Below are 22,692 nucleotides of genomic sequence, written 5' to 3' on the forward strand. Positions count from 1 at the left end.
TTTCTTATTGTTCTATCGGCTAAGCTTCTATCGGCAGGCCGAGCAGCGCTTCGACGGAGGCCATGGCAATGCCGACCAGTTCGCCGTCGCGGAAAAGATCGCCGGCAAGGCAGCCTTCTACCCACAACCCGTCGACAAGGCCATTTATCGCAATCGCATAGCGGCGGCATTCCTCCGAACTCGCGGCGCGGCCCTTCGCCGCGAGGAAATCGCTCAACAGATCCTGCAGGGCATTGCGAAAGGCGAGATAGCCTTCGCGGTGAATCTCGGCGAGCACCGGATCGACCCGCACCTGGCTGATGAAGGCGGCCCAGAGCGAGACGCTGCGGCTGTCGGCCACCGGTTCCGTCAGGTTGATGGCGATGAAATCCTTGAGCCGCGTCGTCGGATCCCCCTCTACGTTCTTGGCCTTTTCGGTGAGCGACGCGATGACGGCGCGATAGGCTTCCGCCACCATCTGATCCTTCGAGTCGAAATAATGGCGGACGAGCCCGGCCGTCACGCCGGCGCGAACCGCAATCTGCCGGACCGTCGCACCCTTCAGGCCGAATTCCGATATGCAGTCGAGCGTCGCCTCGATGAGCTCCTGGCGGCGCTCGCCTTCCGGAGCGCGGTGAAAACTCCGGCGGCTCACGACCGCTCCCGCCCGCTCTGCCCGATCATCGTCGCCTGCGGATCGGATAGACTCATGCGCTGCTCCTGCGGGGTGTGATTTTGGGTGGGGCCGCCAAAAAATCAGCGACGAAGTTATTATACACTTGAATAATAGCGACACAAGTGCAACCATGCCGGCCATGAAACAGCGTGACAAGCCGAAGATGCTGCACGAAAGAACGAGCAGGGGAACTGTTTTCATGCCTTCACGAGAAGCTCTGCGCGCCAATGGAGCCGCGTGTCGATGACGGACGCGGCCCAGGCAATTGCGATCACCGACCTCCACAAGCGTTTCGGGCCATTGGAAGTGCTGAAGGGCGTCTCGCTGACTGCCCGGCAGGGCGACGTGATCGCCATCATCGGCGGCAGCGGCTCGGGAAAATCGACCTTCCTGCGCTGCATCAACATGCTGGAATTGCCCTCGTCCGGGCGGGTCTGCGTCCACGGCGAAGAAATCCGCATGAAACCGGACGGCAACGGCGGCCTGGTTCCCGCCGACCGCAAGCAGGTCCAGCGCATCCGCACCCAGCTCGGCATGGTCTTCCAGAGCTTCAATCTGTGGCAGCACATGACCATCCTCGAAAACGTCATCGAGGCTCCGGTCCACGTGCTCGGCAAATCCAGGGCGGAAGCGGTGGAGAGGGCAGAGAAGCTGCTGCGCCGCGTCGGGCTCCACGAAAAGCGCGACGCCTACCCGGCCTTCCTTTCCGGCGGCCAGCAGCAGCGCGCCGCGATCGCCCGGGCGCTCGCCATTCAGCCGCTTGTCATGCTCTTCGACGAGCCGACCTCGGCGCTCGATCCGGAGCTCGTCGGCGAGGTTCTCTCCGTGATCGGCGACCTTGCGCGCGAGAAACGGACAATGATCCTCGTCACGCACGAGATGAAGTTCGCCCGCGACGTCGCCACCCACATCGTCTTCCTGCACAACGGCATCATCGAGGAACAGGGGCCGCCGGAGGCGATCTTCGGCGCGCCGAAATCCGAAAGGCTGAAGAAGTTCATCAGTTCGATTCATTGAATTCCGCAATGCTCAACAACCAAAAAAGGGAACAGCATGAAGAAGACATTGAAGCTCCTGGCGCTTGCCGCCGCCCTGTCGCTCACCGGTGCCGCCGCCTCGGCCGAACAGGTCAAGGTCGGTATTGCCGCAGAACCCTACCCGCCCTTCACCTCGCCGGACGCGAACGGCAACTGGGAAGGCTGGGAGGTCGAATTTATGAAGGCGATGTGCGCCGAGGCGAAGCTTGACTGCGTGATCACCCCCGTCGCCTGGGACGGCATCATCCCGGCACTGACAGCCAAGAAGATCGACATGATCGTCGGCTCGATGTCGATCACCGCGGAGCGTCTGAAGACCATCGACTTCTCCGACAAATACTACAACACGCCGACCGGCATCATCGGGACCAAGGGCGAGGACATCAAGCCGACGCCGGAAGGCCTCGCCGGCAAGACGCTCGGCGTGCAGGTCTCGACCGTGCACCAGGCCTATGCGACGAAGCATTTCGCCCCGGCCGGCGTCGAGGTCAAGGAATACCAGACGCAGGACGAGGCGAACCAGGATCTCGCCGCCGGCCGTGTCGACGCCGTGCAGGCCGATGCGATCGCGCTCGAGGCCTTCCTGAAGAGCGACCAGGGCAAGGAATGCTGCGACTACAAGGGCGAAGTCGCCGAGGATGTGGACGTCATTGGACCGGGTGTCGGCGTCGGGCTGCGCAAGGGCGAAACGGAGCTCAAGGAGAAGATCAACGCGGCGATCAAGGCGATCCGCGCCAACGGCACCTATGAGGCCTTCTCGAAGAAGTATTTCGACTTCGACATCTACGGTGGCTAGCCCGTAACTGGCCGGCTGTTTTCGGACCGCCGGCCTGGACTTGAAGCTGGAGCGGGATGCGGGCGGAAAACCGCGCACTTTTCCTCATCCCGCTCTGAAGAACGAGGTGGCCGTGGCCGCGGATTCCTTCATAAACTGGAGCCTGCTCGCGCTTGCAGCGCCGGGATGGGGTGGCGTCCTGCTGCAAGGCTTCCTGCATTCGATCGAGATCGCCGTCGGCGGCTATGCTCTCGGACTGCTGCTCGGCGTCGGCGGCGCCTTCGGCAAGCTCTATGGCGGCCCGGTGCTGCGCGACCTGCTCGAGTGCTACACGACCATCGTCCGGGCCGTCCCCGAGCTCGTCCTCATCCTGCTTCTCTACTATGCCGGGACCGATTTCCTGAACCAGTTCCTCGGCGCCATGGGGATCGCGACCGTCGATATCAGCGGCCTGGCGGCCGGCATCTTCGTCATCGGCGTCGTGCAGGGCGCCTATTCTACCGAGGTGCTGCGCGGCGCGATCAAGGCGGTGCCGGCCGGTCAGATCGAGGCGGCGCGCGCCTATGGCATGTCGCCAGGCAAGGTTCTGAGGCGCATCACCCTCCCCGCCATGCTGCCCTATGCGATCCCCGGCCTTGCCAATCTCTGGCTGATCGCCACCAAGGACACGGCGCTGCTTGCCGTGGTCGGCTTCAGCGAACTGACGCTCGTCACGCGTCAGGCGGCCGGCACGACCAAGGCCTATCTCCTCTTCTTCTGCGCGGCGGGCGCGCTCTATCTCGTCCTGACGCTCGTCTCGAACCTCTTCATCGGCATCATCGAACGGCACGCCCGGCGCGGCTTCGCGGAGCGGCGATGACCGACGAAACGACCCACGCGCTCGCGCTCGTCCCCGAAGATCTTCCCACGCCGGAAAACTTTCTCCGGCCGCACCGCATCGTCATGCTGCTGCTCCTCGCGGGCCTCGTCGTCGCAATCGCCGTCTTCATGCGCTGGGATTGGCTGCCGCGCTATCTTCCATGGCTCGGCTCCGGAACCCTCGTCAGCCTGGCAATGCTGTTCAGCACCGCAATCCTCGGCTTCCTGCTCGCCGTTCCGCTCGGCCTCGTCCAGGTCACCGGCCCCTGGTTCCTCAAGGTCCTGGCCCGCCTGTTCTGCACCGTCATCCGCGGAACGCCGCTGCTCCTGCAGCTCTGGCTGCTCTATTACGGGCTCGGCTCGCTTTTCCCCCAGTTCCCCTGGATCCGTCATTCCTTCCTCTGGCCCTACCTGCGCGAGGCGTGGCCGTATGGGGTGGCGGCACTGACGCTCTCCTTCGCCGCTTACGAGGGGGAAGTGATGCGGGGCGCCTTTGCCGGCGTGCCGCAGGGAGAACTGGAAGCCGCTCGCGCCTATGGCATGGGTCGCTGGACGATGTTCCGGCGCATCTGGCTGCCCCGCGCCGTCCACCGGGCGCTGCCGACGCTCAACGGCGAGACCGTGCTGCAGCTCAAGTCGACGCCGCTCGTGGCCACCATCACGGTGGTCGACGTCTATGCGGTGATCTCCAAGGTCCGGCAGGAAACCTATCTCACCTACGAGCCGCTGCTCTTGCTGGCGCTCATTTACATGTGCTTGACTGGCATCCTGGTCGTCGCCTTCCGCTATTTCGAGAACCGCATTCCCACCCGTGGTGCCTGACATGAAAATCTCCGCTGCGATCAGCAATTCCATGCCCGAACTCGTCGCCATTCGCCGCGACCTGCACGCGCATCCGGAATTGGGGCTGGAGGAACGGCGGACATCCGCCTTCATCGCACGCCACCTCGAAGCGCTGGGCTACACGGTCACGACCGGACTTGCGAAGACCGGCGTCGTCGGCACGCTCAGGAACGGCACCGGCGCCCGCTCGATCGGCATCCGCGCCGATATCGACGCCTTGCCGATCCAAGAGGAAACCGGGCTCGACTACGCCAGCAGGACGCCAGGGCTGATGCATGCCTGCGGCCATGACGGCCACACGGCGATGCTCTTGGGCGCGGCCCGCGCGCTTGCCGAGCGGAAGAATTTCGACGGCACCGTCCACCTCATCTTCCAGCCGGCCGAGGAGAATTTCGGCGGCGCGAAGATCATGATCGACGAGGGCCTGTTCGACAAATTCCCCTGCGACGCTGTCTTCGCGCTTCACAACGAGCCGAACCTGCCCTTTGGGCAGTTTGCCTTGCGCGAGGGGCCGATCGGGGCCGCCGTCGACGAGGCGCGAATCACCGTTCACGGCCGCGGCGGCCACGGCGCCGAGCCGCAGGAGACCGCCGACCCGATCGTCTGCGGCGCCAGCATCGTCATGGCGCTGCAGACGATCGTCGCGCGCAACATCCATCCGATGGACCCGACGGTCGTCACCGTCGGCGCCTTCCACGCGGGTTCGGCGAGCAATATCATCCCCGAGAGAGCGGAGATCGTCGTCGGCATCCGCTCCTTCGATCCGGCCGTCCGCGACGAGCTGGAGCGGCGCATACGGATGATCGCCGAGGCGCAGGCGGCGAGCTTCGGCATGCGGGCGACCGTCGACTACCAGCGGAGCTACGATCCGACGATCAACCACAAGGAGGAGACGGATTTTGTCCGCGACCTCGCCATCCGCTTCGCCGGGGCGGACAAGGTCGTCGATCTCGCGCGTCCCTACATGGGCAGCGAGGATTTCGCCTATATGCTCATGGAGAAGCCCGGCACCTACTTCTTCCTGGGATCGCGGGTGACCGGCGAGGAGAAGCCGCTCCACCACCCGGGCTACAACTTCAACGATGATTTGCTGCCGATCGGCGCCGCCTTCTGGACGGAGCTCGCCGAGGCCTATCTGGGGCGGTCATAGCGCCGGCGATCTGTCCGGTCCAAATGCCGCAGGCGAAACATTGCCGCAGTGTGACAACGTGGCGGCCGGCCTGTCATTGACCTTTGGCAATTCTGCATCAGATTCGATCACACGTTGAGCGGACAACGCTCTGATCGATAAACGACCTGCGGGATGCGAGGACCGCGCCTTGTTCGAAGCCTTCGATGCGACAGTGCTTGCGCGCATTCAGTTCGCCTTCACTGTCTCGTTTCATATCATCTTTCCCGCTTTTTCCATCGGACTGGCCAGCTATCTTGCCGTCCTCGAGGCGTTGTGGCTCTGGAAAAAGGACGAGGTCTATCTCGAGCTCTTCAACTTCTGGAAAACGATCTTCGCCGTCGCCTTCGGTATGGGCGTCGTTTCCGGCATCGTCATGTCGTATCAGTTCGGCACCAATTGGAGCGTGTTCTCCGACCGCGCCGGGCCGGTGATCGGGCCGCTGATGGGCTACGAGGTGCTGACCGCCTTCTTCCTCGAGGCAGGCTTTCTCGGCGTCATGCTGTTCGGTTTGAACCGCGTCGGGCCGCGGCTTCACTTCCTGGCCACCGCCATGGTTGCCTTCGGCACGCTGATTTCGGCGACCTGGATCCTCGCCGTGAACTCCTGGATGCAGACGCCGGCCGGCTTTTCCGTCAACGAGGCCGGCCAGTTCGTTCCGTCCGACTGGTGGGCGGTGATCTTCAATCCATCGTTCCCATTCCGGCTGGTCCACATGGTGCTCGCCGCCTATCTGACCACCGCCTTCGTCGTCGGCGCCTGCGGCGCCTGGCACCTCCTGCGCAACACCGCGCCGCGCCGCGCCCGCACCATGTTCTCGATGGCGATGTGGATGGCGGCGATCGTCGCGCCGATCCAGATCTTCGCCGGCGACCTGCACGGGCTCAACACGCTCGAGCATCAGCCGGCCAAGATCATGGCAATGGAAGGCCACTACGAAAGCCATGAAAACGGGGCGCCGCTGATCCTGTTCGGCATTCCGAATCCCGCCAAAAAACGGGTCGACTACGCGGTCGAAATTCCCAAGTTGTCGAGCCTCATCCTGAAACACGATCTCGATGCGCCGCTCGCCGGCCTCGATTCCATTCCCGAAGAACTGCACCCTCCCGTCAGAATCGTCTTCTGGTCGTTCCGCGTCATGGTGGCGATCGGCTTTGCAATGCTCGGCATCGGGCTCTGGAGCCTCTTGTGTCGCTACCGCGGCACGCTCGCCACGGATGCCCGGCTGCATCGCGTGGCCGTCGTGATGGGCCCGGCGGGATTCGTGGCGGTGCTTGCCGGCTGGATCACCACCGAAGTCGGGCGGCAGCCCTATACGATCTACGGCCACCTGCTGACGGCCAATTCGGTCTCACCGATCGAGGCTCCGGCCGTCGGTGCGTCGCTTGTCGCTTTCATCGTCGTCTACTTCCTCGTCTTCGGCGCCGGCACCTTCTACATTCTGCGGCTGATGGCGCGCCTGCCGCGCGATACCATGCCGGAACTCGACGAGGGGCCGTTGCGCACCGCCGGCGTCACCCCTGGCCCGGCAGCGGCGAAACCCCATGGAGGCCATCATGGCCATTGACCTGCCCTTCATCTGGGCCGCCCTGATCGCCTTCGCAGTGCTCGCCTATGTTGTTCTCGACGGCTTCGACCTCGGCGTCGGCATTCTCTTTCCGTTTTTCCCGGAGAAGCACGATCGCGACGTGATGATGAATTCCGTGGCACCGGTCTGGGACGGCAACGAGACCTGGCTGGTGCTCGGCGGCGGCGGACTGATGGCCGTCTTCCCGCTCGCCTATGCGACCGTCCTGCCGGCGCTTTACGCGCCGATCATCGCGATGCTTCTCGGCCTCATCTTCCGCGGCGTCGCCTTCGAATATCGCTGGCGCACCCAGCGCGGCGAGTTTTTGTGGAACTGGGCCTTTGCCGGAGGATCGACGCTCGCGGCCTTCGCCCAGGGGCTGGCGCTCGGCGCGCTCGTCCAGGGAATTCCGGTCGAAGACCGGGCCTATGCCGGCGGCTGGTGGGACTGGCTGACGCCCTTCTCCATCGTCACCGGCCTGGCGATCGTTGTCGGCTATGCGCTCCTCGGCGCGACCTGGCTGGTCATGAAGACGCGTGGCGACCTCGCCGAACGTGCCCGCTCAATCGCGCTCAAATGCGCTTTCGCTACCGTCGCGGCCATGGGCATCGTCAGCCTCTGGACGCCGTTTCTCGAGCCGGTCTATCTCCAGCGCTGGTTCGGTTGGCCGACGGCGATCTTCAGCGTCATCGTGCCCCTGCTTGTTCTTGGCTGCCTCTATCTGCTGCTCAAGGGGATACAGGAGCGCCAGGATAGGCAGCCCTTCTTCGCCGCCCTTGGGCTCTTCCTTCTTGGCTATATCGGCATCGGTATCAGTTTCTACCCCTATATGGTGCCGCCGTCGCTCACCATCTGGGACGCCGCGGCGCCGAACGAGAGCCTCGCTTTCCTGCTTATCGGCGCACTCGTGCTGGTGCCGATCATTCTCGCCTATACCGCCTATGCCTATTGGGTCTTCCGCGGCAAGGTCGATCCGGAAGAGGGCTATCACTAATGAGCGCGCTCGGGCGCAGGCTTCTCTGGTTCGTCGGCCTTTGGGTCGCCGGCGTCGCGGTCGTGAGCGCCGTCGGGCTCGCGATCAAGCTTGTGCTCGGCAGCTAGGGAAAGCCCCGCTCAAGCTTGCGGCAGTACCGTCTTCCTACACATCGGCAGGCAATCGCCGGACGGAGACAGGACCGCACCCTACTCCCCTGCGATCGCCTGCCGAGGTGACCAGTTCAGGCTGGGTTGCGGGACAAGCCTCCGGTCAACTCTTGCACGCGATCCCATGTTCTTCCGTCATCCTCGGGCTTGTCCCGAGGATCCAGACACAAGCCAGCTACTTCCATGGACGACATCCGTGCTTGGATCCTCGGGTCAAGCCCGAGGATGACGAAGCGTGAGGAATGGCATGGCGTGCTACGATGCGCGAAGCACGCCGCAGGGGCTATCTCTCGAGCTCTGCGGCGGTTTTCCCCCTTCTCAGCCGGCATCCGCTTTGCTAGCAGTTCGGCGCGATGAAACGGGGCGCGAAACGCCCCGGCAGGAGCCGGACATGCCAAAGACCCCCGCGGAATGCACGACAATGGCGGATGTGCGCGCCGAAATCGATCGGCTCGACCGCGCCCTGATGGCGCTCTTTGCCGAGCGCTGGGGCTATATCGACCGCGCGGCAGAGATCAAACGTCCGCTGAACTTGAAGGCCGATATTCCGGCGCGCGTCACAGAGGTCAGGGAGAACGCCCGCAGGCACGCGATTTCGCTCGGCCTCGATCCGGGCTTCTATGAGGGGCTGTGGACGCAGCTGATCGACCATGCGATCGCGCATGAGCGCAAGCTCCTCGGCGAAGACCAGGAGTAGGCCTGCCATCACCCGTTGGCGACGAGCCGCCCGTCCTCGCCGCGACCATCGTCGAAACCGTTCTTGCGGCTGAGATATCCTTCCCAGTCGAAGGCACTCTGGACGATATGTTCGAGGCTCGCATGGGTCGGGACCCAATCGAGCTTCAGCCGCGCGACCGACGGATCGGCGACGACCTGGGCCGCATCGCCCGGGCGGCGCGGCGCATAGTCGACGCGGAAGTCGCGGCCGGAAACCTGCCGCACGGTGTCGAGGACCTGCAGCACGGAAAAGCCTTCGCCATAGCCGCAATTGGTGACGAGCGGGTCGCTGCCGCGCCTCAGATAATCAAGCGCGTTCCGATGGGCGGCGACCAGATCGCTGACATGGATGTAGTCGCGGATGCCAGTGCCATCCGCCGTCGGATAGTCGGTGCCGAACACGTCGACCTTGCGGCGCTTGCCGAGTGCCGCCTCGCAGGCGACCTTGATGAGATGGGTGGCACCGAAGGTCGACTGCCCGGCTCGACCGAGAGGATCGGCCCCGGCCACGTTGAAATAGCGAAGCGCGACATAGCTGAAATCATGGGCGGCGGCCGTGTCCTCGAGCATGATCTCCGACATCAGCTTGGAACGCCCATAGGGGCTTTCCGGACGCAGGGCAGCTGTTTCCTTGACCGGCTCCGGCGTGTCCTGGGTGCCATAGACGGCGGCCGTCGAGGAGAAGACGAAGCGGCGCACGCCGGCTTCTATCGTCGCGGCGATCAGCGTCCGCGTCTTTGCCGTGTTGTTCTCGTAATAGGCGAGCGGCTTGGCAACGGAGTCCGGCACGACAGCCGATCCGGCGAAATGCACGACGGCGTCGATCTCGTTCTCGGCGAAGATCCGCGCCAGCACCGCCCGGTCGCCGACATCGCCGAAATAGAAACGCGCCTCCGGCGCGACCGCCCAGCGGAAGCCGGTCGTGAGGCTGTCGAGCACGACGACGGACTCACCCGCGTCGAGCAATGACCAGACCATATGGCTGCCGATATAGCCCGCTCCGCCTGTTACCAATACGGCCATGACTGCCCTTCCAACCCCCGATAGAACCCGGTAACAGGAAAGACGGGCGATGCTTACGGAATTGGTAAATCGGCGGGCCGACGCCGCTCTTGGCCGGCTATTCTCATTCGTGTGGTTAAACGCCAACCACGGCAAACATTCGGATTTTATCGATCGAACCTGGAACGCACGAAATCCCGTCTCAGCGGTTGAGGATATAGGCGCGCAGCCGGTCCGCGGCCTCTGCAATCTGGGTCGGATCGCGCAGGAAGCAGGCTCGCATGAAGAGCGATCCTCCCTCGCCGAACGCCGTTCCGGGCGCGAGCCCCACGCCGGTCTTGTCGACGATGTCGATCGCGGCCCGGCGTGCGTCCGTTACGCCGTCGATCTTCAGGAAGGCGTAAAGCGCCCCATCCGGCTTCAGGGTCTCGACGCGATTGGTGGCAATCAGCGCATCGCAGAGCATATCTCGATTGCGCCTGGCCTTGGCGACATTGTGGTCGACGAAGCCGTCCCCCTCATCCAAGGCGACGACGGCGCCGCGCTGCATGAACTGCGCGACCCCGGAGGTCGAATACTGGACGAGGTTCTCGAGCACCTGCCCCATTGCCGGGGGTGCGACGATCCAGCCGACGCGCCAGCCGGTCATCGCCCAGTTCTTCGAGAAGGAATTGACGAAGAGGATGCGGTCATCCTCCTCCATGATATCGAGGAACGACGGCGCCCGTCCGCCGAGATAGCAGTAGAGCGCGTAGATCTCGTCGGCGATGATCCAGAGGCCGTGCTTGCGCGCCAGCGACAGAATAGCGCTGAGATCGTCCAGCGTCGCGGTCCATCCGGTCGGATTGGACGGCGTGTTGATGAAGAGCGCCCGCGTCTTCTCTCCGATTGCCGCTTCGAGACGGTCAAGGTCGAGCTGCCATTTCCCGCTCTCGAAGCGGAGCGGCACTGAGACCGGGCGCACGCCGGAGAGGTCAGCGGCGGCCGCGAAATTCGGCCAGGCCGGGGTCAGGAGCACCATCTCGTCGCCGGGCGAGGCGATCGCCTCGATCGAAAGCTTGATCGCCTGCATTCCGGATCCGACGACGTAGAAATTCTCGGGCGTAAGCGTCTTCTGGAAGCGGCGCTGGTAATAGCGCACCAGCGCCTCGCGCAGCGGTGGAATGCCGCGCTGCCAGGTGTAAAACGTCTCGCCAGCCGTTAGCGCTTCTGCGGCCGCCCGGCTGATGAAATCCGGCGTAGGCAGATCGCCCTCGCCCACCCAGAGCGGAATGAGACCGTCGCGACCCCGCGCATAATTCACCACTTCGACGATGCCGCTTTCGGGCGCCGAAAGAGCGCGGGGGCTGAGGCTGGTCATGATCGTCATCGGCGGCGGGCTCCTCCTGCATGTCTCCTTAAATCGCAGTCGGTTTAAGGATAAAGACATGCAGCAATTCAAAGGTCGCTGTAGTTGCCCGCCGCTTCTAGACGCTTTCCCGCCCGCGATCACGCGATTTTCTCTGACGGATTTATCGATTTCTGTGATGAATTTGCGGGCCATCAGGAGCGTGGCCCGCGACGAGCACCAGTCAGGCGCGCTGCTTCAGGAGATCACGGATTTCCGCCAGCAGAAGGATGTCCTGCGGCGGCGGCGCGGCTGGTGCCGGTGGCTTCTCCTTTTCGATCGACTTCCGCAGGCGATTTACGATTTTGATCAACAGGAAGATGATCCAGGCGAGGATCAGGAAGTTGATCAGTACCGTGATGAAGTTGCCGTAGGCAAAGACCGCGCCCTGCTGGCGAGCCGCGGCAAGCGTCGGAGCCGTGACGTTCGCCGACAGCGGCAGAAAATAGTTGGAGAAGTCGAAGCCGCCGCCGGTGATGGCACCGACGATCGGCATCACCAGGTCGTTGACGACAGAATCGACGATCTTGCTGAAGGCGGCGCCGATGATCACGCCGACCGCCAGGTCCATCACATTGCCGCGGGCGATAAACTCCTTGAATTCATTCAGCATGCGTCCCTCCGTGATATCGCCATCTTGGAACGATCGGCCGCGCCTGTCCCGCGCGGCAACCGCTGGTAGGAAACTAGACCAAAGCCGGGTTCTATGGAACCGCCCTTCACGATCCAATTTCCGGGGAGGACGCCGCCGTCCAAGGCGCGGCAAGGGCGCAGCGTCGGTCCGATCTTGGACTTAAGACGCATAAAGCAGCCAATTCTCAATGGGATGGACTTGCCCTATGCTCACCGTCGAGGAGTGAGGCATGCTCTCGGGTTCGGTCATTTTCGCCTCGGCCTTCGCCTATCTGCTGCTGCTCTTCGCAGTCGCAAGCTACGGCGACCGGCGGGCCAGCAGAAGCAGGATTGCCAGCAAGGGCAGGCCGCTGGTCTATGCGCTGAGCCTGGCGATCTACTGCACTTCCTGGACCTATTTCGGCGGCGTGGGGCTTGCCGCCGAGCATGGCCTCGAGTTCACCGGCATCTATATCGGGCCGATCCTAATGTTCACGCTCGGCATGCCGCTGATCCGCAGGATCGTGCAGCTCGCCAAGACCGAGAAGCTGACTTCGGTCGCCGATTTCGTGGCGGCACGCTACGGGAAGAACCCGGCGGTGGCGGCGATCGTCGCGCTGATCTCGCTGGTCGGCGCCATTCCCTATATCGCCCTTCAGCTCAAGGCGGTTTCGAGCTCTGTCGCGGCGATGATCGACACCAGCGATTACGGCATCGGCGCGGGCGAGAATTTCATCGACCTGCCGCTGCTCGTGACGCTTTTCCTCGCCTGTTTCGCGATCGTCTTCGGGACGCGCCACACGGATGCGACCGAGCACCAGGACGGGCTGATCCTGGCGATTGCGATGGAATCGGTCGTCAAGCTCGTCGCCATGCTTACGGCGGGCATCTACATCGTCTTCGTCCTGTTCGACGGGCCGGCAAATCTTCTGGCCGCGGCTCAGCAGAGCCCCGCCGTCCTTTCCGCCCTCGAATACCAGACGCCGGCCGCCCGCTGGATCCTGCTGATCGTCCTCTCCGCCTTCGGCATCATCATGCTGCCGCGGCAGTTCCACGTCACCGTCGTCGAAAATCGCACCGAGAACGAACTGCGCACCGCTGGGATATTGTTTCCGCTCTATCTTATCGCCATCAATCTCTTCGTCCTGCCGATCGCCATTGCCGGCATCCTGACCTTCTCCGGCGCCGGCGACGCCGACCTCTATCTCTTGGCCCTGCCGCTCGCCAGCGACGTACCTCTCATCACCCTTCTCACCTTCATCGGCGGCTTTTCCGCTGCCACGGCCATGGTCATCGTCGCCTCGGTGGCGCTGTCGATCATGATCTCCAACGACATCGTGATGCCGGTCTTCCTGCGCCAGAGGCTCGGCACCCGCGGCACCCTGCAGGAGAGCATGGCCGGGACGCTGCTCAACATCCGCCGCACGGCGATTTTCGTCGTCCTGTTGCTCGGCTACGGCTACTATCGCTCCGCCGACATGAGCGCCGGCCTCGCCTCGCTCGGCCTCCTCTCCTTCGTCGCCATCTCGCAGATGGCACCGGCGCTCATCGGCGGTCTCGTCTGGAGGCAGGCGAACGCCCGGGGCGCGATTGCAGGAATGGTCAGCGGCTTCCTCGTCTGGGCCTATGTCCTCTTCCTGCCGAGCCTCGGCGGGCCTGACAATTCCCACGTTGCCTCGACGATCCTGAGCTTCCTCCTGCCGTTTACGGATCTCTTCTCGGGCCCGCAGTCCGACCCGCTCGTCAACGCATCCGCCCTCAGCATGCTCGTCAACGTGTCCGCCTATGTGCTCGGCTCGCTGACGCGCACGCCGAAGCCGCTGGAGCGCTTCCAGGCCGGGGTGTTCATCACGCGCCGCTCGCGCACCGAAAGGGCCTTCCGCGGTCGCAAGACGAAAGTGTCGGTGCGCGACCTCAAGACGACCATCGCCCGCTACATGGGCGAGGAACGCATGCAGCGCTCCTTCCACACCTACGAGCAGCAGTCGGGCCGCTGGCTCGATGAAAACGCCTCCGCCGACATGGCCCTCGTCCATTTTTCCGAACAATTGCTCGGCAGCGCCATCGGCTCCTCTTCGGCCCGGCTGGTGTTTTCGCTGGTGCTGCAGCGCATGGACGACACCTCGTCGGATACCGCGTGGCTGCTCGACCAGGCGAGCGAGGCGCTGCAATATAACCAGGACATGCTGCAGACGGCTCTCTCGCAGATGGACCAGGGCATCGCCGTCTTCGACAACCAGAACAACCTGATCATCTGGAACCGCCGTTTCCGGGAACTGCTCGACCTACCCGAGGCCGCCGGCCAGGTCGGCTTCCCGCTTGCCGACATCGTGGCGATCCTGGCGCGCCGCGGCGATATCCGCAAGGAGTACGAAAAGACCCTGGTCGCCACCTTCCTGACGCTCGACAATCCGTTCCTGCTCGAACTCGGCAATGGTGCGCGGATCGTCGAGGTCCGCACCAACGCCATGCCCGACAAGGGCATCGTCACCACCTATACCGACATCACCCCGCGCGTTGCGGCCGACATGGCGCTCAAGCAGGCGAACGAGACGCTGGAACTGCGCGTCGCCGAGCGGACCAGCGAACTGACGCGGGTCAACCATGAACTCGGCGAGGCGCGCGCCGCCGCCGAGGAGGCCAATATCGGCAAGACCCGCTTCTTCGCGGCGGCCGGACACGACATCCTGCAGCCTTTGAACGCGGCGCGACTCTATTCCTCCTCACTTGTCGAACGGCTTGGCGAGTCCGACAACAAGGCGCTGGTCCAGAACATCGACTCATCGCTCGAATCGGTGGAGGCTATTCTCGGTGCCGTTCTCGACATCTCGCGGCTCGACACCGGCGCGATGAAGCCGCGGTTGCAGTCCGTGCCGCTCAATGACCTGTTGAGGCGCATCGAGACCGATTTCGCCCCGATGGCACGGGCGAAGCAAATCGAGTTCATCGTCATGCCGACCTCGCTCGTCGTGCGCAGCGACCCGAACCTGCTCAGGCGCGTCGTCCAGAATCTCGTCTCGAATGCGATCAAGTACACGCTCCAGGGCAAGGTGCTCGTCGGAGTCCGCCGGCACAAGCAGGCGGTTACGATCGAAGTGCTCGATTCAGGCATAGGCATTCCGGCGTCCAAGTTCCGGACCGTGTTCAAGGAATTCGCACGCCTCGACGAAGGGGCGCGAACAGCCTCCGGCCTCGGCCTCGGACTTTCCATCGTCGACCGCATCTCGCGTGTGCTCAACCATCCGGTCGGCCTGCAGTCGAAGCCCGGAAAGGGCACGGGGTTCAAGGTCACCGTACCGCTCGATACAAGCGCCGGCGAACGGTCAAGGCCGCAGCCGGTCGCCGCGACGAAAACGAGCGAAGCGCTGACCGGCCTTGCTGTCGTCTGCGTCGATAACGAGCCGAAGATCCTCGAGGGCATGGCGCTGCTTCTGGGCGGCTGGGGCTGCGCCGTCACGACGGTGGAATCGGTTGCTGCCTGTGCTCGGATGGGTCCGGACAACCTGCCGGCGCGCCCCGACGCGATCGTCGCCGACTACCACCTCGACGACGGCACCGGCATCGAGGCGATCGCCGCTATCCGAGCGCTTTGGCAAGAGAGCGTTCCGGCGCTGATGGTGACCGCCGACCGCACCCCGGAGGTCCGCGGCGCCGCCGAGCGTGATGGAATCTCATTGCAGCATAAGCCGGTGCGGCCGGCTGTCTTGCGTGCCTGGCTGACCCAGCTCGCCGCCGCGGGACGCGCGGCGGCGGAGTAGCGGCGGGTTCATTCGGGGATTTGCCCCTCATCCGCCTGCCGGCACCTTCTCCCCGCATGCGGGGCGAAGGGACACGCAGCAAGCTCCCAGTCCCCTCAATACCGGTCGACGAAAGAGGCAAGACGGCGCGGCATGCCCCTTCTCCCCGCCTGCGGGGAGAAGGTCGCGGCAGCGGGATGAGGGGCGAATTCACCCGCAGTTGTTGCCGCTTAAGCCGCCGCCACGCTCCCGAGCTTTGAAAGCTGGATGACCGCCTGGGTGCGGCTGTCGACGTTGAGCTTCAGGAGGATCGCCGAGACATGGGCCTTGATGGTCGCCTCGGAGACGCCGAGCTCGTAGGCGATCTGCTTGTTGAGCAGGCCTTCGGCCAGCATCGACAAGACGCGCGATTGCTGCGGCGTCAAGGTCTGCAGCCGATGCAGGAGGTCGGCCACTTCCGGTTCGTATTCCTGGTTCTGGTCGTAACCGGCCGGGACGAAGATCTCGCCGGCCATGACCTTTTCGATGCCGTCGCGGATTTCCTCGATGCCGGCCGATTTCGAAAGGAAACCCGCCGCGCCGAGATCGATGGCGCGGTGAATGGTCGCCGGATCGTCATGGGCCGAAACGATCATCACCGGCAGGCTCGGGAATTCGGCGCGCAGGGCGATGAGGCCGGAAAGACCGCTGACCCCCGGCATGGTAAGGTCAAGAAGCATCAGATCGGCATCCGGGTTATCCGCCGCCGCCTTGCGGGCGGCTGCGAAATCGCCGGCCTCGACGACGGCGGGTGCGCCGTCCATGCCGCTCAGCGCCTGGCGCATCGCGCCGCGGAACAGCGGATGATCGTCGGCAATGATGATGGTCATGTCGGCCATGTGACGCTCCCTCCCAAGAGCCTCGGATGCAGCACTCGCAATGCCGCATGTTTCTTCACCGAGCGGCTTCGTCCTCCGCGCGCCATTCGGTGCTTGTTCAGGACGATCAGGTCTTGTCAGGCACCGGTCCACCTTCGTCGGTGGCATCGCGACCTTCGAGTTCCTTCACGATGTCCATGAACTTGCGCATCATTCTTTCCATGATGCTCATCGTCCGGTCAATCTCTTCATCGGTCGGAAGATCGGGTTTAGTGGCTGTCGCCCCGCCCTGCAGGGCCTTTTCCAAGGCTTCGACCCGTTTGGTGAGCAGGTCGAGTTCCCGCTCGAAGGCGGCGCGCTCGTCAGCGGCCATCCGGCAGACGAGCGCGCCGTTCTTCTCCTGGCAGAGGGTGACCTCGCCGGTCTCGGTATCGAGCCGGGCGAATCCCGTTTCCGATTTCTGCATGCTGAAGCGCCCCGGCGCCGGCTCCTGGGCTCCGGCCGAATGGCTCCAGCCGAGGGCCAAGCCGAACGCGAGCGCTGCGATTACCTGCCTCATGCCGTCCTCTCCATCGGATGCTCCCGTGAGCGCGTCCACTACTTATAGCAGGGTGCGGGCGGAAATACGCTTGCCGCTTTCCTCATCCCGCTCAAATCCGCCTTCGGTCGATGCTCGGCGGTGGACATGCGGCGATATTTGCGGCAAGGCCATGGCTCGATTTGATGACGGACGAGCGGATTATGACGACTACCATATACAAGATCGTTCCGACGCTTCTATGGCAGGAAGCCCGGCGTGCGGGACAGTTTTCCGGCGCGCCCGTCGATCTCGCCGACGGCTTCATTCATTTCTCGACGGGCGACCAGGTCGCCGAGACAGCGGCGCGGCATTTCGAGGGCCAGACGGATCTGCTGCTCGTCGCCGTCGACGCGGACGCGCTTGGCGACGAGCTCGTTTACGAGCCCTCGCGCGGCGGGGCGCTGTTTCCGCATCTCTATGCGCCGCTGACGCTCGACGCGGTGCTATGGGAAAAGCCCCTGCCGCTCGGCGCCGATGGCAAGCATGTCTTCCCCGAGCTCGCGCCATGACCGGACCTCTCGAACGCCTCGCCCGCCGCGGCCTGTTCCTCCTCGATCCGGAAGCCGCCCATGGCATCTCGATCAGGGCGCTGAAGAGCGGCGTCGTGCCGAGCTGTGCCGCCCCTGCTGATGCCAGGCTCGAGCAGACCATTGCAGGGCTTACCTTTCCCAATCCGGTGGGCATGGCGGCCGGCTACGACAAGAATGCCGAGGTGCCGGAAGCTCTCTTGAGGCTCGGTTTCGGCTTCACCGAAATCGGCACGGTGACGCCGCGGCCGCAGCAGGGCAATGACAAGCCGCGGATTTTCCGGCTCGTCGAGGACGAGGCGGTGATCAACCGGCTCGGCTTCAACAATGATGGGCACGGGGCGGCGCTGGCGCGCCTTCAGGCCTGCTCGCGCCAGGCGCTGATCGGCGTCAATATCGGCGCCAACAAGGACAGCGCCGACCGGATCGCCGACTATGTCGCGGGAATCCGCACCTTCTATGCGGTGGCTCGCTATTTCACCGCCAATATCTCCTCGCCGAACACGCCGGGCCTGCGCGACCTGCAGGCACGCGAGAGCCTGGCGGCGCTGCTTTCGGTCGTGCTTGCCACCCGGGACGAGGAAGCGGAGAAAAGTGGAAGGCGCGTTCCGGTGTTCCTCAAGATCGCCCCGGATCTCACCGAAGGAGGCATGGACGACATCGCGGCGGAAGTGCTGGCCCATGATCTCGACGGCCTGATCGTCTCCAACACGACGCTGTCGCGCGAAGGCCTCAGGGATCAGCGTCAGGCCAAGGAGGCTGGCGGGCTTTCCGGCAAGCCGCTCTTCGAGAAGTCGACGGCGGTGCTCGCCCGGATGCGCAAACGGCTGGGGCCGGACCTGCCGATCATCGGTGTGGGCGGCGTCAGCTCGGCAGAGACCGCAGCGGAAAAGATCCGCGCCGGCGCCGACCTCGTGCAGCTCTATTCCTGCATGGTTTACGAGGGACCGGGCCTGCCAGGCAGGATCGTGCGCGGCCTGTCACAGCTTTGCGATCGCGACAAGCTCGCTTCTATCCGCGAGATCCGCGACAGCCGTCTCGACTACTGGGCCGGGCGGAACGTCTGAGCGGCGCGGCGCGGCAGCAACAGCACCAAGAACAGGCCACGCAGCAGCAGGAACAAGTTGAGACCGGCCCACAGGCCGTGATTGCCGAAGGCCGGCACGAGAACGGTGAGTGCCGCGCCGTAGACGGCGAAGGCGGCGAGCATCATGTTGCGCATGTCGCGTGACCAGGTGGCGCCGATGAAGACGCCGTCCATCAGGAAGGCCATCGCGCCGGTGAGTGCCGTCACCGCCGCCCACGGCATGAATTCATAGGCGAGCGCCCGCACCTCCGGCGCCGTGGTCAGAAGATCGACGAGCGCGTTGCCGAAAGCGAGGAAGAACACCGTCGTCATCAGGGCGAGCCCCAGCGACCATAGCGCGGTCATCCTGAGGGCGCGATCGAAGGCCGGCCGATAGGCGGCGCCGATCGAGCGCCCGGTCAGCTGCTCGGCCGCATTGGCAAGGCCGTCGAGATAATAGCCGGCGACAAGGAAGATGGTCATCAGCACGGCATTGGCCGCCAGCGTCACCGGGCCGAGGGACGTGCCGATCCGGGTCATCAGCGTGAAGGCGGCGAGCAGCACGAAGGACCGGATCATGATGTCGCGGTTGAGGCCGAACAGCGCCTTGAGCCGGTCGCCGGCGAAGATCGTCGCCCAGTCCGGCGCATCCCTCTTGTCGAAACGGCCGTAGACGATCGCGAAGCCTGCCAGAGCACCGACAACCTCCCCCGTCACCGTGGCGATGGCGACACCGGCGACGCCCCATCCGAGGACCAGGCCGAAGAGAATGGCAAGCACGATGTTGATGCCGTTGATAAGCGTCTGCAGCAGCAGGCCGAGCGTCCCTTCGCCACGGCCAAGCACGAAGCCGAGGATCGCATAATTGGCGAGCGCCGCCGGGCCGGAGAGCATGCGGTAAAGAAAATAAGTGCGCGTCACCGCGGCGACTTCCGCCTCCGGCGCCATCAGCCACAGACCGAGGGCGAGCAGAAGCGGCGACAGGAGGACGATGGCGATGCCGCAGAAGAGTGCGATCACAAGCGAACGCCAGAACACCGCCTGCTGCTCGCGCCGGTCGCCGCGGCCATAGGCCTGCGCGACGAGGCCGGTGGTCGACGCGCGCAGGAAATTGAAGGTGGTGAAGATCAGATCGAACAGGACGGCACCGACCGCGAGGCCGGCGAGCATCTCGGCCCGGCCGAGCCGGCCGACGACGCCGGTGTCGACGAGGCCGAGAAGCGGCGTCGTCAGGAAGCCGAGCGTCATCGGCAACGCGATCGAAAAGATCAGCCGGTTAGTGACGTCAAAAGGACCCGCTTCGCGGGCAAGCCTTCCACGCTCGAGGCTTTCCGTGGCAGTCATCGTCGTTACCCTGCGGCCGTCCCCGCAAGGCAATCTTGGGGATCGACTCAGCCGGACAGCACCATGGCCCAATAGGGGCGGTTTCCGGAAGCGGTATTTTGCGCCACGGCCACACCCAGGCCGCGATAGCTGCCGAGCATGTTTTCGAGGTGCTTCGGCGAATTGAACCAGGCTTCATAGGCCCGTTCGGCGTTCTCCTGGCCCATGGCGATGTTCTCGGCGGCCGGAAGGGTGACGCCATCGCCTTTCATCCGATCGGCAAAATCGTCGCGCCAGCCGATACTGTGCTTCATCTTGCCGGCGCGTGCCATGCGCGCCGCCTGGTGCATCGCGGCAACGGACGCGGCCGGATCGCGCACGAGAGTCGTGCGCCCCCTGCCCTTGCGCAGTGAATTGACATAGCCGAGCGTCGCCTCGGTCTGGTCGCTGCCCGTTCCGTCGTCGGGAGTGAGGAGACCGGAAGTCGAGCAGCCGGCGACTAGCCCGAGCGAGAGCACCGCACCGGCACGCAGAACAAGCCGCCTGCGCGGAAGAAAGAACTGATCCTGCATGCTTACCGCCGATAGCTCAAGAGACGTAGGATGATGAAGGCAGGGATGACGACGGCAGCGCCGAGCAACAGGTAATCGCCGACGCGCCCGAGCGCTGCGAAGCCCGTCCGCCAGAGATCGACGACGAAGTCGCGGATGCCGTCGAGAATGTCCATGGGACGCCAGTCGAAAACGGTCATGACGAAGCCGACGAGGATCGACACGACCACGAGTTTCACCAGTATCCGCAACGGTGAATCACCGAGAAATCTGTTTACGCCGTCCGACATCAGCGAAAAATTCTCCTGTTTCCCATCACATAAGCCGCTCGGCCGGGGCCCGCAAGCCGCGAGAACCGCGGTCGTTCAGATTCCGCTTGTGTTTTGCCGCACCCGGCGCCAGAAGCGTCCGTCGCAACCAGCCTGTCACCCTCATGGCCGCCCACCAGCTTTCCTCCGGCGATCTGATCGCCGATCGCCGCGCCGACTACGCCAAGATGCTCGCCGAGAGTGGTGATCACCACGGCGCGGCCGAGCTCATGGTCCAAGCGCTTGAACTCGTGCCGAATTGGGCGGCCGGATGGTTCCGGCTGGCGGACTATGAGGAGAAATCGGGCCGAAAAGAGGCGGCCGTCGCGGCCTTGCGCAACACGCTTCGCCTCAACCCTGAGGACATTTTCGGCGCCAGCCTGAAATTGGCGCTTCTCGGCGCCGGCGACACGCCGGAGCAACCGCTGAGCACCTATGTCGAGCGGCTCTTCGACGACTATGCCGAGCGCTTCGACCAGGCCCTTGTCGAGAAGCTCGACTACAGCGTTCCGGAAAAGCTCGCGGCGCTGATCGACCGGACGACCAGCGGTCAAAAGTTTCGCCACGTCACCGACATCGGCTGCGGCACCGGGCTCTTCGGCGAGCGCATCCGCGGCCGCGCCGGCTTTCTCGAAGGCTTCGATCTTTCGGCTAACATGCTTGCCAAGGCCGGAGGCAAGGCGGTCTATGATCGGTTGGGCCGGGCGGACCTGTCGTTGTCGCCGGACGATTGTGGCCTCTTCGGCGAACTCGCGGAAGCGCGCGCCGATCTCGTCAGCGCTGCGGACGTGCTGATGTATCTCGGCCACCTCGAAAGCGCTTTCGTCATCGCCGACCGGCTTCTGACGCCGGGCGGGCTGTTTGCCTTCTCTGTCGAGGACGCTGCGGCGGAGGACGGCTTCGTGCTAAGGCCGTCGCTGCGCTACGCGCATTCGGACGCCTATGTCGCGTCACTCTGTGCCGAGTTCCGGCTGTCGATGATCGCCATCGAACGGGCGGTCATCCGCATGGATGCCGGCCTGCCGATTGCCGGCATCCTGTTTCTGGCCCGCAAGCCTGCGTGAACCGCAACGCTGGCCTGCAAAATAGGTCAGCAATACTTACATATTTTTCTTGATTATTCTTGTGCGCCGCAGCAAATAGTGGAGCTCTTTGCGGGAGTTCACCATGGCACAGATGAGCAGCGTTCTCGGTCTCTGGAATACCAGTCCCACAAGGCACACGCCGCTCGAGGATGTGCAGGGCGTCTTCTCCGGCAGCCTCGTCGCCGCTCTCGGACTCTATTTCCTGGCGAGTGCCGGATTGCTGACCGGAAGCACCGCCGGCGTCGCCTTCCTCCTGCACTATGCGACCGGCGTGAATTTCGGTCTCGCTTTCTTCCTGCTCAACCTGCCGTTCTTTTACCTGTCGCTGAAGCGCCTGGGTCCGGCCTTCACGATCAAGACCTTCATCGCCATCGGTCTCACCTCGGTCCTGACCGACGTGCAGTCGCGGCTTTTCGCGATCGATCAGATCCATCCCGGCTGGGCAGCGCTTCTCGGCGGACTGCTGCTCGGCTACGGTGTCCTGGCGCTCTACCGCCACCGCGCCAGCCTCGGCGGCGTCGGCATCCTCGGCGTCTATCTGCAGGAGCGCTTCGGCATCCGCGCCGGCCTCGTGCAGCTGGCGATCGACATGGTGGTTCTGGCTGTCGCCTTCGCGGTCACGACGCCCTGGGTCGTCCTGTGGTCGGTGCTCGGCGCGGTCGTCCTCAACCTCTTCGTAGCAATCAACCACCGCGCCGATCGATATATCGCGCTTTGAAACGTGCGCGAGTCGCCCCTCATCCGCCTGCCGGCACCTTCTCCCCGCAAGCGGGGCGAAGGGATATGCCGCGCCGTTTAAGTCCCCTCTCCCCGCAAGCGGGGAGAGGGCTAGGGTGAGGGGCGAGCGCCGACATGCGCCATGCAGGCTTCTCTTTTGCGCCGTTTGATCTACCT

The 22,692-nt window shown here is 64.2% G+C and carries 22 protein-coding genes; 13 read left to right on the forward strand and 9 right to left on the reverse strand.

All coding sequences use genetic code 11. The features are described from left to right. Positions 1 to 19 precede the first annotated feature (19 nt). Positions 20 to 634 (reverse strand): TetR family transcriptional regulator C-terminal domain-containing protein, encoded by a 615-nt coding sequence (locus AU381_RS09290; protein WP_064241433.1) that lies wholly within the window; start codon positions 632 to 634, stop codon positions 20 to 22. A 264-nt stretch (positions 635 to 898) separates the two neighbouring features. Between AU381_RS09290 and AU381_RS09295 the strand changes: the two genes are divergently transcribed. The 8 genes from AU381_RS09295 to AU381_RS09330 all read left to right on the forward strand — a co-directional run bounded on the left by AU381_RS09295 (position 899) and on the right by AU381_RS09330 (position 8,743). After that, a complete protein-coding gene (locus tag AU381_RS09295) occupies positions 899 to 1,672 on the forward strand; it encodes an ABC transporter ATP-binding protein (RefSeq protein ID WP_064241434.1) in 774 nt (257 codons plus the stop codon). Between the two features lie 36 nt (positions 1,673 to 1,708). Next, the gene (locus AU381_RS09300) at positions 1,709 to 2,488 is read left to right on the forward strand and encodes a transporter substrate-binding domain-containing protein (protein WP_064241435.1); all 780 of its coding nucleotides are present in this window, start codon (positions 1,709 to 1,711) and stop codon (positions 2,486 to 2,488) included. Positions 2,489 to 2,600: 112 nt separating this feature from the next. Next, positions 2,601 to 3,326: an ABC transporter permease gene (locus AU381_RS09305; protein WP_064241879.1), complete on the forward strand. Its 726-nt coding sequence runs from the start codon at positions 2,601 to 2,603 to the stop codon at positions 3,324 to 3,326. Continuing rightward, on the forward strand, positions 3,323 to 4,147 hold the full coding sequence (locus AU381_RS09310; protein ID WP_064241436.1) for an ABC transporter permease: 825 nt from the start codon (positions 3,323 to 3,325) through the stop codon (positions 4,145 to 4,147). The genes AU381_RS09305 and AU381_RS09310 overlap by 4 nt, the downstream gene beginning before the upstream one ends. Before the next feature lies 1 nt (position 4,148). Beyond that, complete coding sequence (locus AU381_RS09315) at positions 4,149 to 5,318, forward strand: M20 aminoacylase family protein (RefSeq protein ID WP_064241437.1); 1,170 nt, start codon at positions 4,149 to 4,151, stop codon at positions 5,316 to 5,318. Between the two features lie 169 nt (positions 5,319 to 5,487). Continuing rightward, entirely contained in the window at positions 5,488 to 6,903 is a 1,416-nt protein-coding gene (locus tag AU381_RS09320; protein ID WP_082909745.1) for a cytochrome ubiquinol oxidase subunit I, read from the forward strand. Further along, positions 6,893 to 7,897 carry a cytochrome d ubiquinol oxidase subunit II gene (cydB, locus tag AU381_RS09325; RefSeq protein ID WP_064241880.1) on the forward strand — a complete coding sequence of 335 codons (1,005 nt, stop codon included), beginning with the start codon at positions 6,893 to 6,895 and terminating at the stop codon, positions 7,895 to 7,897. Before AU381_RS09320 ends, cydB begins: the two co-directional genes overlap by 11 nt. Before the next feature lie 540 nt (positions 7,898 to 8,437). Beyond that, entirely contained in the window at positions 8,438 to 8,743 is a 306-nt protein-coding gene (locus AU381_RS09330; protein ID WP_064241439.1) for a chorismate mutase family protein, read from the forward strand. 8 nt (positions 8,744 to 8,751) lie between these two features. On the opposite strand, the gene galE is transcribed toward AU381_RS09330, so the two are convergent. The 3 genes from galE to mscL all read right to left on the reverse strand — a co-directional run bounded on the left by galE (position 8,752) and on the right by mscL (position 11,765). Further along, positions 8,752 to 9,786 carry a UDP-glucose 4-epimerase GalE gene (gene galE, locus AU381_RS09335; RefSeq protein WP_064241440.1) on the reverse strand — a complete coding sequence of 345 codons (1,035 nt, stop codon included), beginning with the start codon at positions 9,784 to 9,786 and terminating at the stop codon, positions 8,752 to 8,754. A gap of 181 nt (positions 9,787 to 9,967) precedes the next feature. Continuing rightward, entirely contained in the window at positions 9,968 to 11,134 is a 1,167-nt protein-coding gene (locus tag AU381_RS09340) for a pyridoxal phosphate-dependent aminotransferase (protein ID WP_064241441.1), read from the reverse strand. A gap of 202 nt (positions 11,135 to 11,336) precedes the next feature. Next, positions 11,337 to 11,765, reverse strand: a complete 429-nt coding sequence (mscL, locus tag AU381_RS09345) for a large conductance mechanosensitive channel protein MscL (RefSeq protein WP_064241442.1) — start codon at positions 11,763 to 11,765, stop codon at positions 11,337 to 11,339. A 250-nt stretch (positions 11,766 to 12,015) separates the two neighbouring features. Here mscL and AU381_RS09350 point away from each other — a divergent pair, with 250 nt between their 5' ends. Next, entirely contained in the window at positions 12,016 to 15,522 is a 3,507-nt protein-coding gene (locus tag AU381_RS09350) for a PAS domain-containing hybrid sensor histidine kinase/response regulator (RefSeq protein WP_064241443.1), read from the forward strand. Positions 15,523 to 15,731: 209 nt separating this feature from the next. On the opposite strand, the gene AU381_RS09355 is transcribed toward AU381_RS09350, so the two are convergent. Both AU381_RS09355 and AU381_RS09360 read right to left on the reverse strand, forming a co-directional pair. Further along, positions 15,732 to 16,379 carry a response regulator transcription factor gene (locus AU381_RS09355; protein WP_064241444.1) on the reverse strand — a complete coding sequence of 216 codons (648 nt, stop codon included), beginning with the start codon at positions 16,377 to 16,379 and terminating at the stop codon, positions 15,732 to 15,734. 106 nt (positions 16,380 to 16,485) lie between these two features. Further along, positions 16,486 to 16,917 (reverse strand): hypothetical protein, encoded by a 432-nt coding sequence (locus tag AU381_RS09360; protein ID WP_064241445.1) that lies wholly within the window; start codon positions 16,915 to 16,917, stop codon positions 16,486 to 16,488. A gap of 182 nt (positions 16,918 to 17,099) precedes the next feature. On the opposite strand from AU381_RS09360, the gene AU381_RS09365 reads away from it, so the two are divergent. Continuing rightward, on the forward strand, positions 17,100 to 17,447 hold the full coding sequence (locus AU381_RS09365) for a DUF952 domain-containing protein (protein WP_064241881.1): 348 nt from the start codon (positions 17,100 to 17,102) through the stop codon (positions 17,445 to 17,447). Further along, entirely contained in the window at positions 17,444 to 18,532 is a 1,089-nt protein-coding gene (locus AU381_RS09370) for a quinone-dependent dihydroorotate dehydrogenase (RefSeq protein WP_064241446.1), read from the forward strand. The genes AU381_RS09365 and AU381_RS09370 overlap by 4 nt, the downstream gene beginning before the upstream one ends. On the opposite strand, the gene AU381_RS09375 is transcribed toward AU381_RS09370, so the two are convergent. The 3 genes from AU381_RS09375 to AU381_RS09385 are packed head-to-tail and all read right to left on the reverse strand — an operon-like array spanning position 18,508 to position 20,695. Beyond that, complete coding sequence (locus AU381_RS09375; RefSeq protein WP_064241447.1) at positions 18,508 to 19,875, reverse strand: MATE family efflux transporter; 1,368 nt, start codon at positions 19,873 to 19,875, stop codon at positions 18,508 to 18,510. The two genes, AU381_RS09370 and AU381_RS09375, sit on opposite strands and share 25 nt — an antisense overlap. 47 nt (positions 19,876 to 19,922) lie before the next feature. After that, the gene (locus AU381_RS09380; protein WP_064241448.1) at positions 19,923 to 20,426 is read right to left on the reverse strand and encodes a CAP domain-containing protein; all 504 of its coding nucleotides are present in this window, start codon (positions 20,424 to 20,426) and stop codon (positions 19,923 to 19,925) included. Between the two features lie 2 nt (positions 20,427 to 20,428). Continuing rightward, positions 20,429 to 20,695 carry a DUF6460 domain-containing protein gene (locus AU381_RS09385; RefSeq protein WP_064241449.1) on the reverse strand — a complete coding sequence of 89 codons (267 nt, stop codon included), beginning with the start codon at positions 20,693 to 20,695 and terminating at the stop codon, positions 20,429 to 20,431. Positions 20,696 to 20,838: 143 nt separating this feature from the next. On the opposite strand from AU381_RS09385, the gene AU381_RS09390 reads away from it, so the two are divergent. Further along, positions 20,839 to 21,777 (forward strand): class I SAM-dependent methyltransferase, encoded by a 939-nt coding sequence (locus AU381_RS09390; RefSeq protein ID WP_064241450.1) that lies wholly within the window; start codon positions 20,839 to 20,841, stop codon positions 21,775 to 21,777. A gap of 103 nt (positions 21,778 to 21,880) precedes the next feature. After that, on the forward strand, positions 21,881 to 22,516 hold the full coding sequence (locus tag AU381_RS09395; RefSeq protein WP_064241451.1) for a YitT family protein: 636 nt from the start codon (positions 21,881 to 21,883) through the stop codon (positions 22,514 to 22,516). Positions 22,517 to 22,692: the final 176 nt, after the last annotated feature.

It is taken from the genome of Sinorhizobium glycinis (assembly GCF_001651865.1).
GTDB classification, from domain to species: Bacteria; Pseudomonadota; Alphaproteobacteria; order Rhizobiales; family Rhizobiaceae; genus Sinorhizobium; species Sinorhizobium glycinis.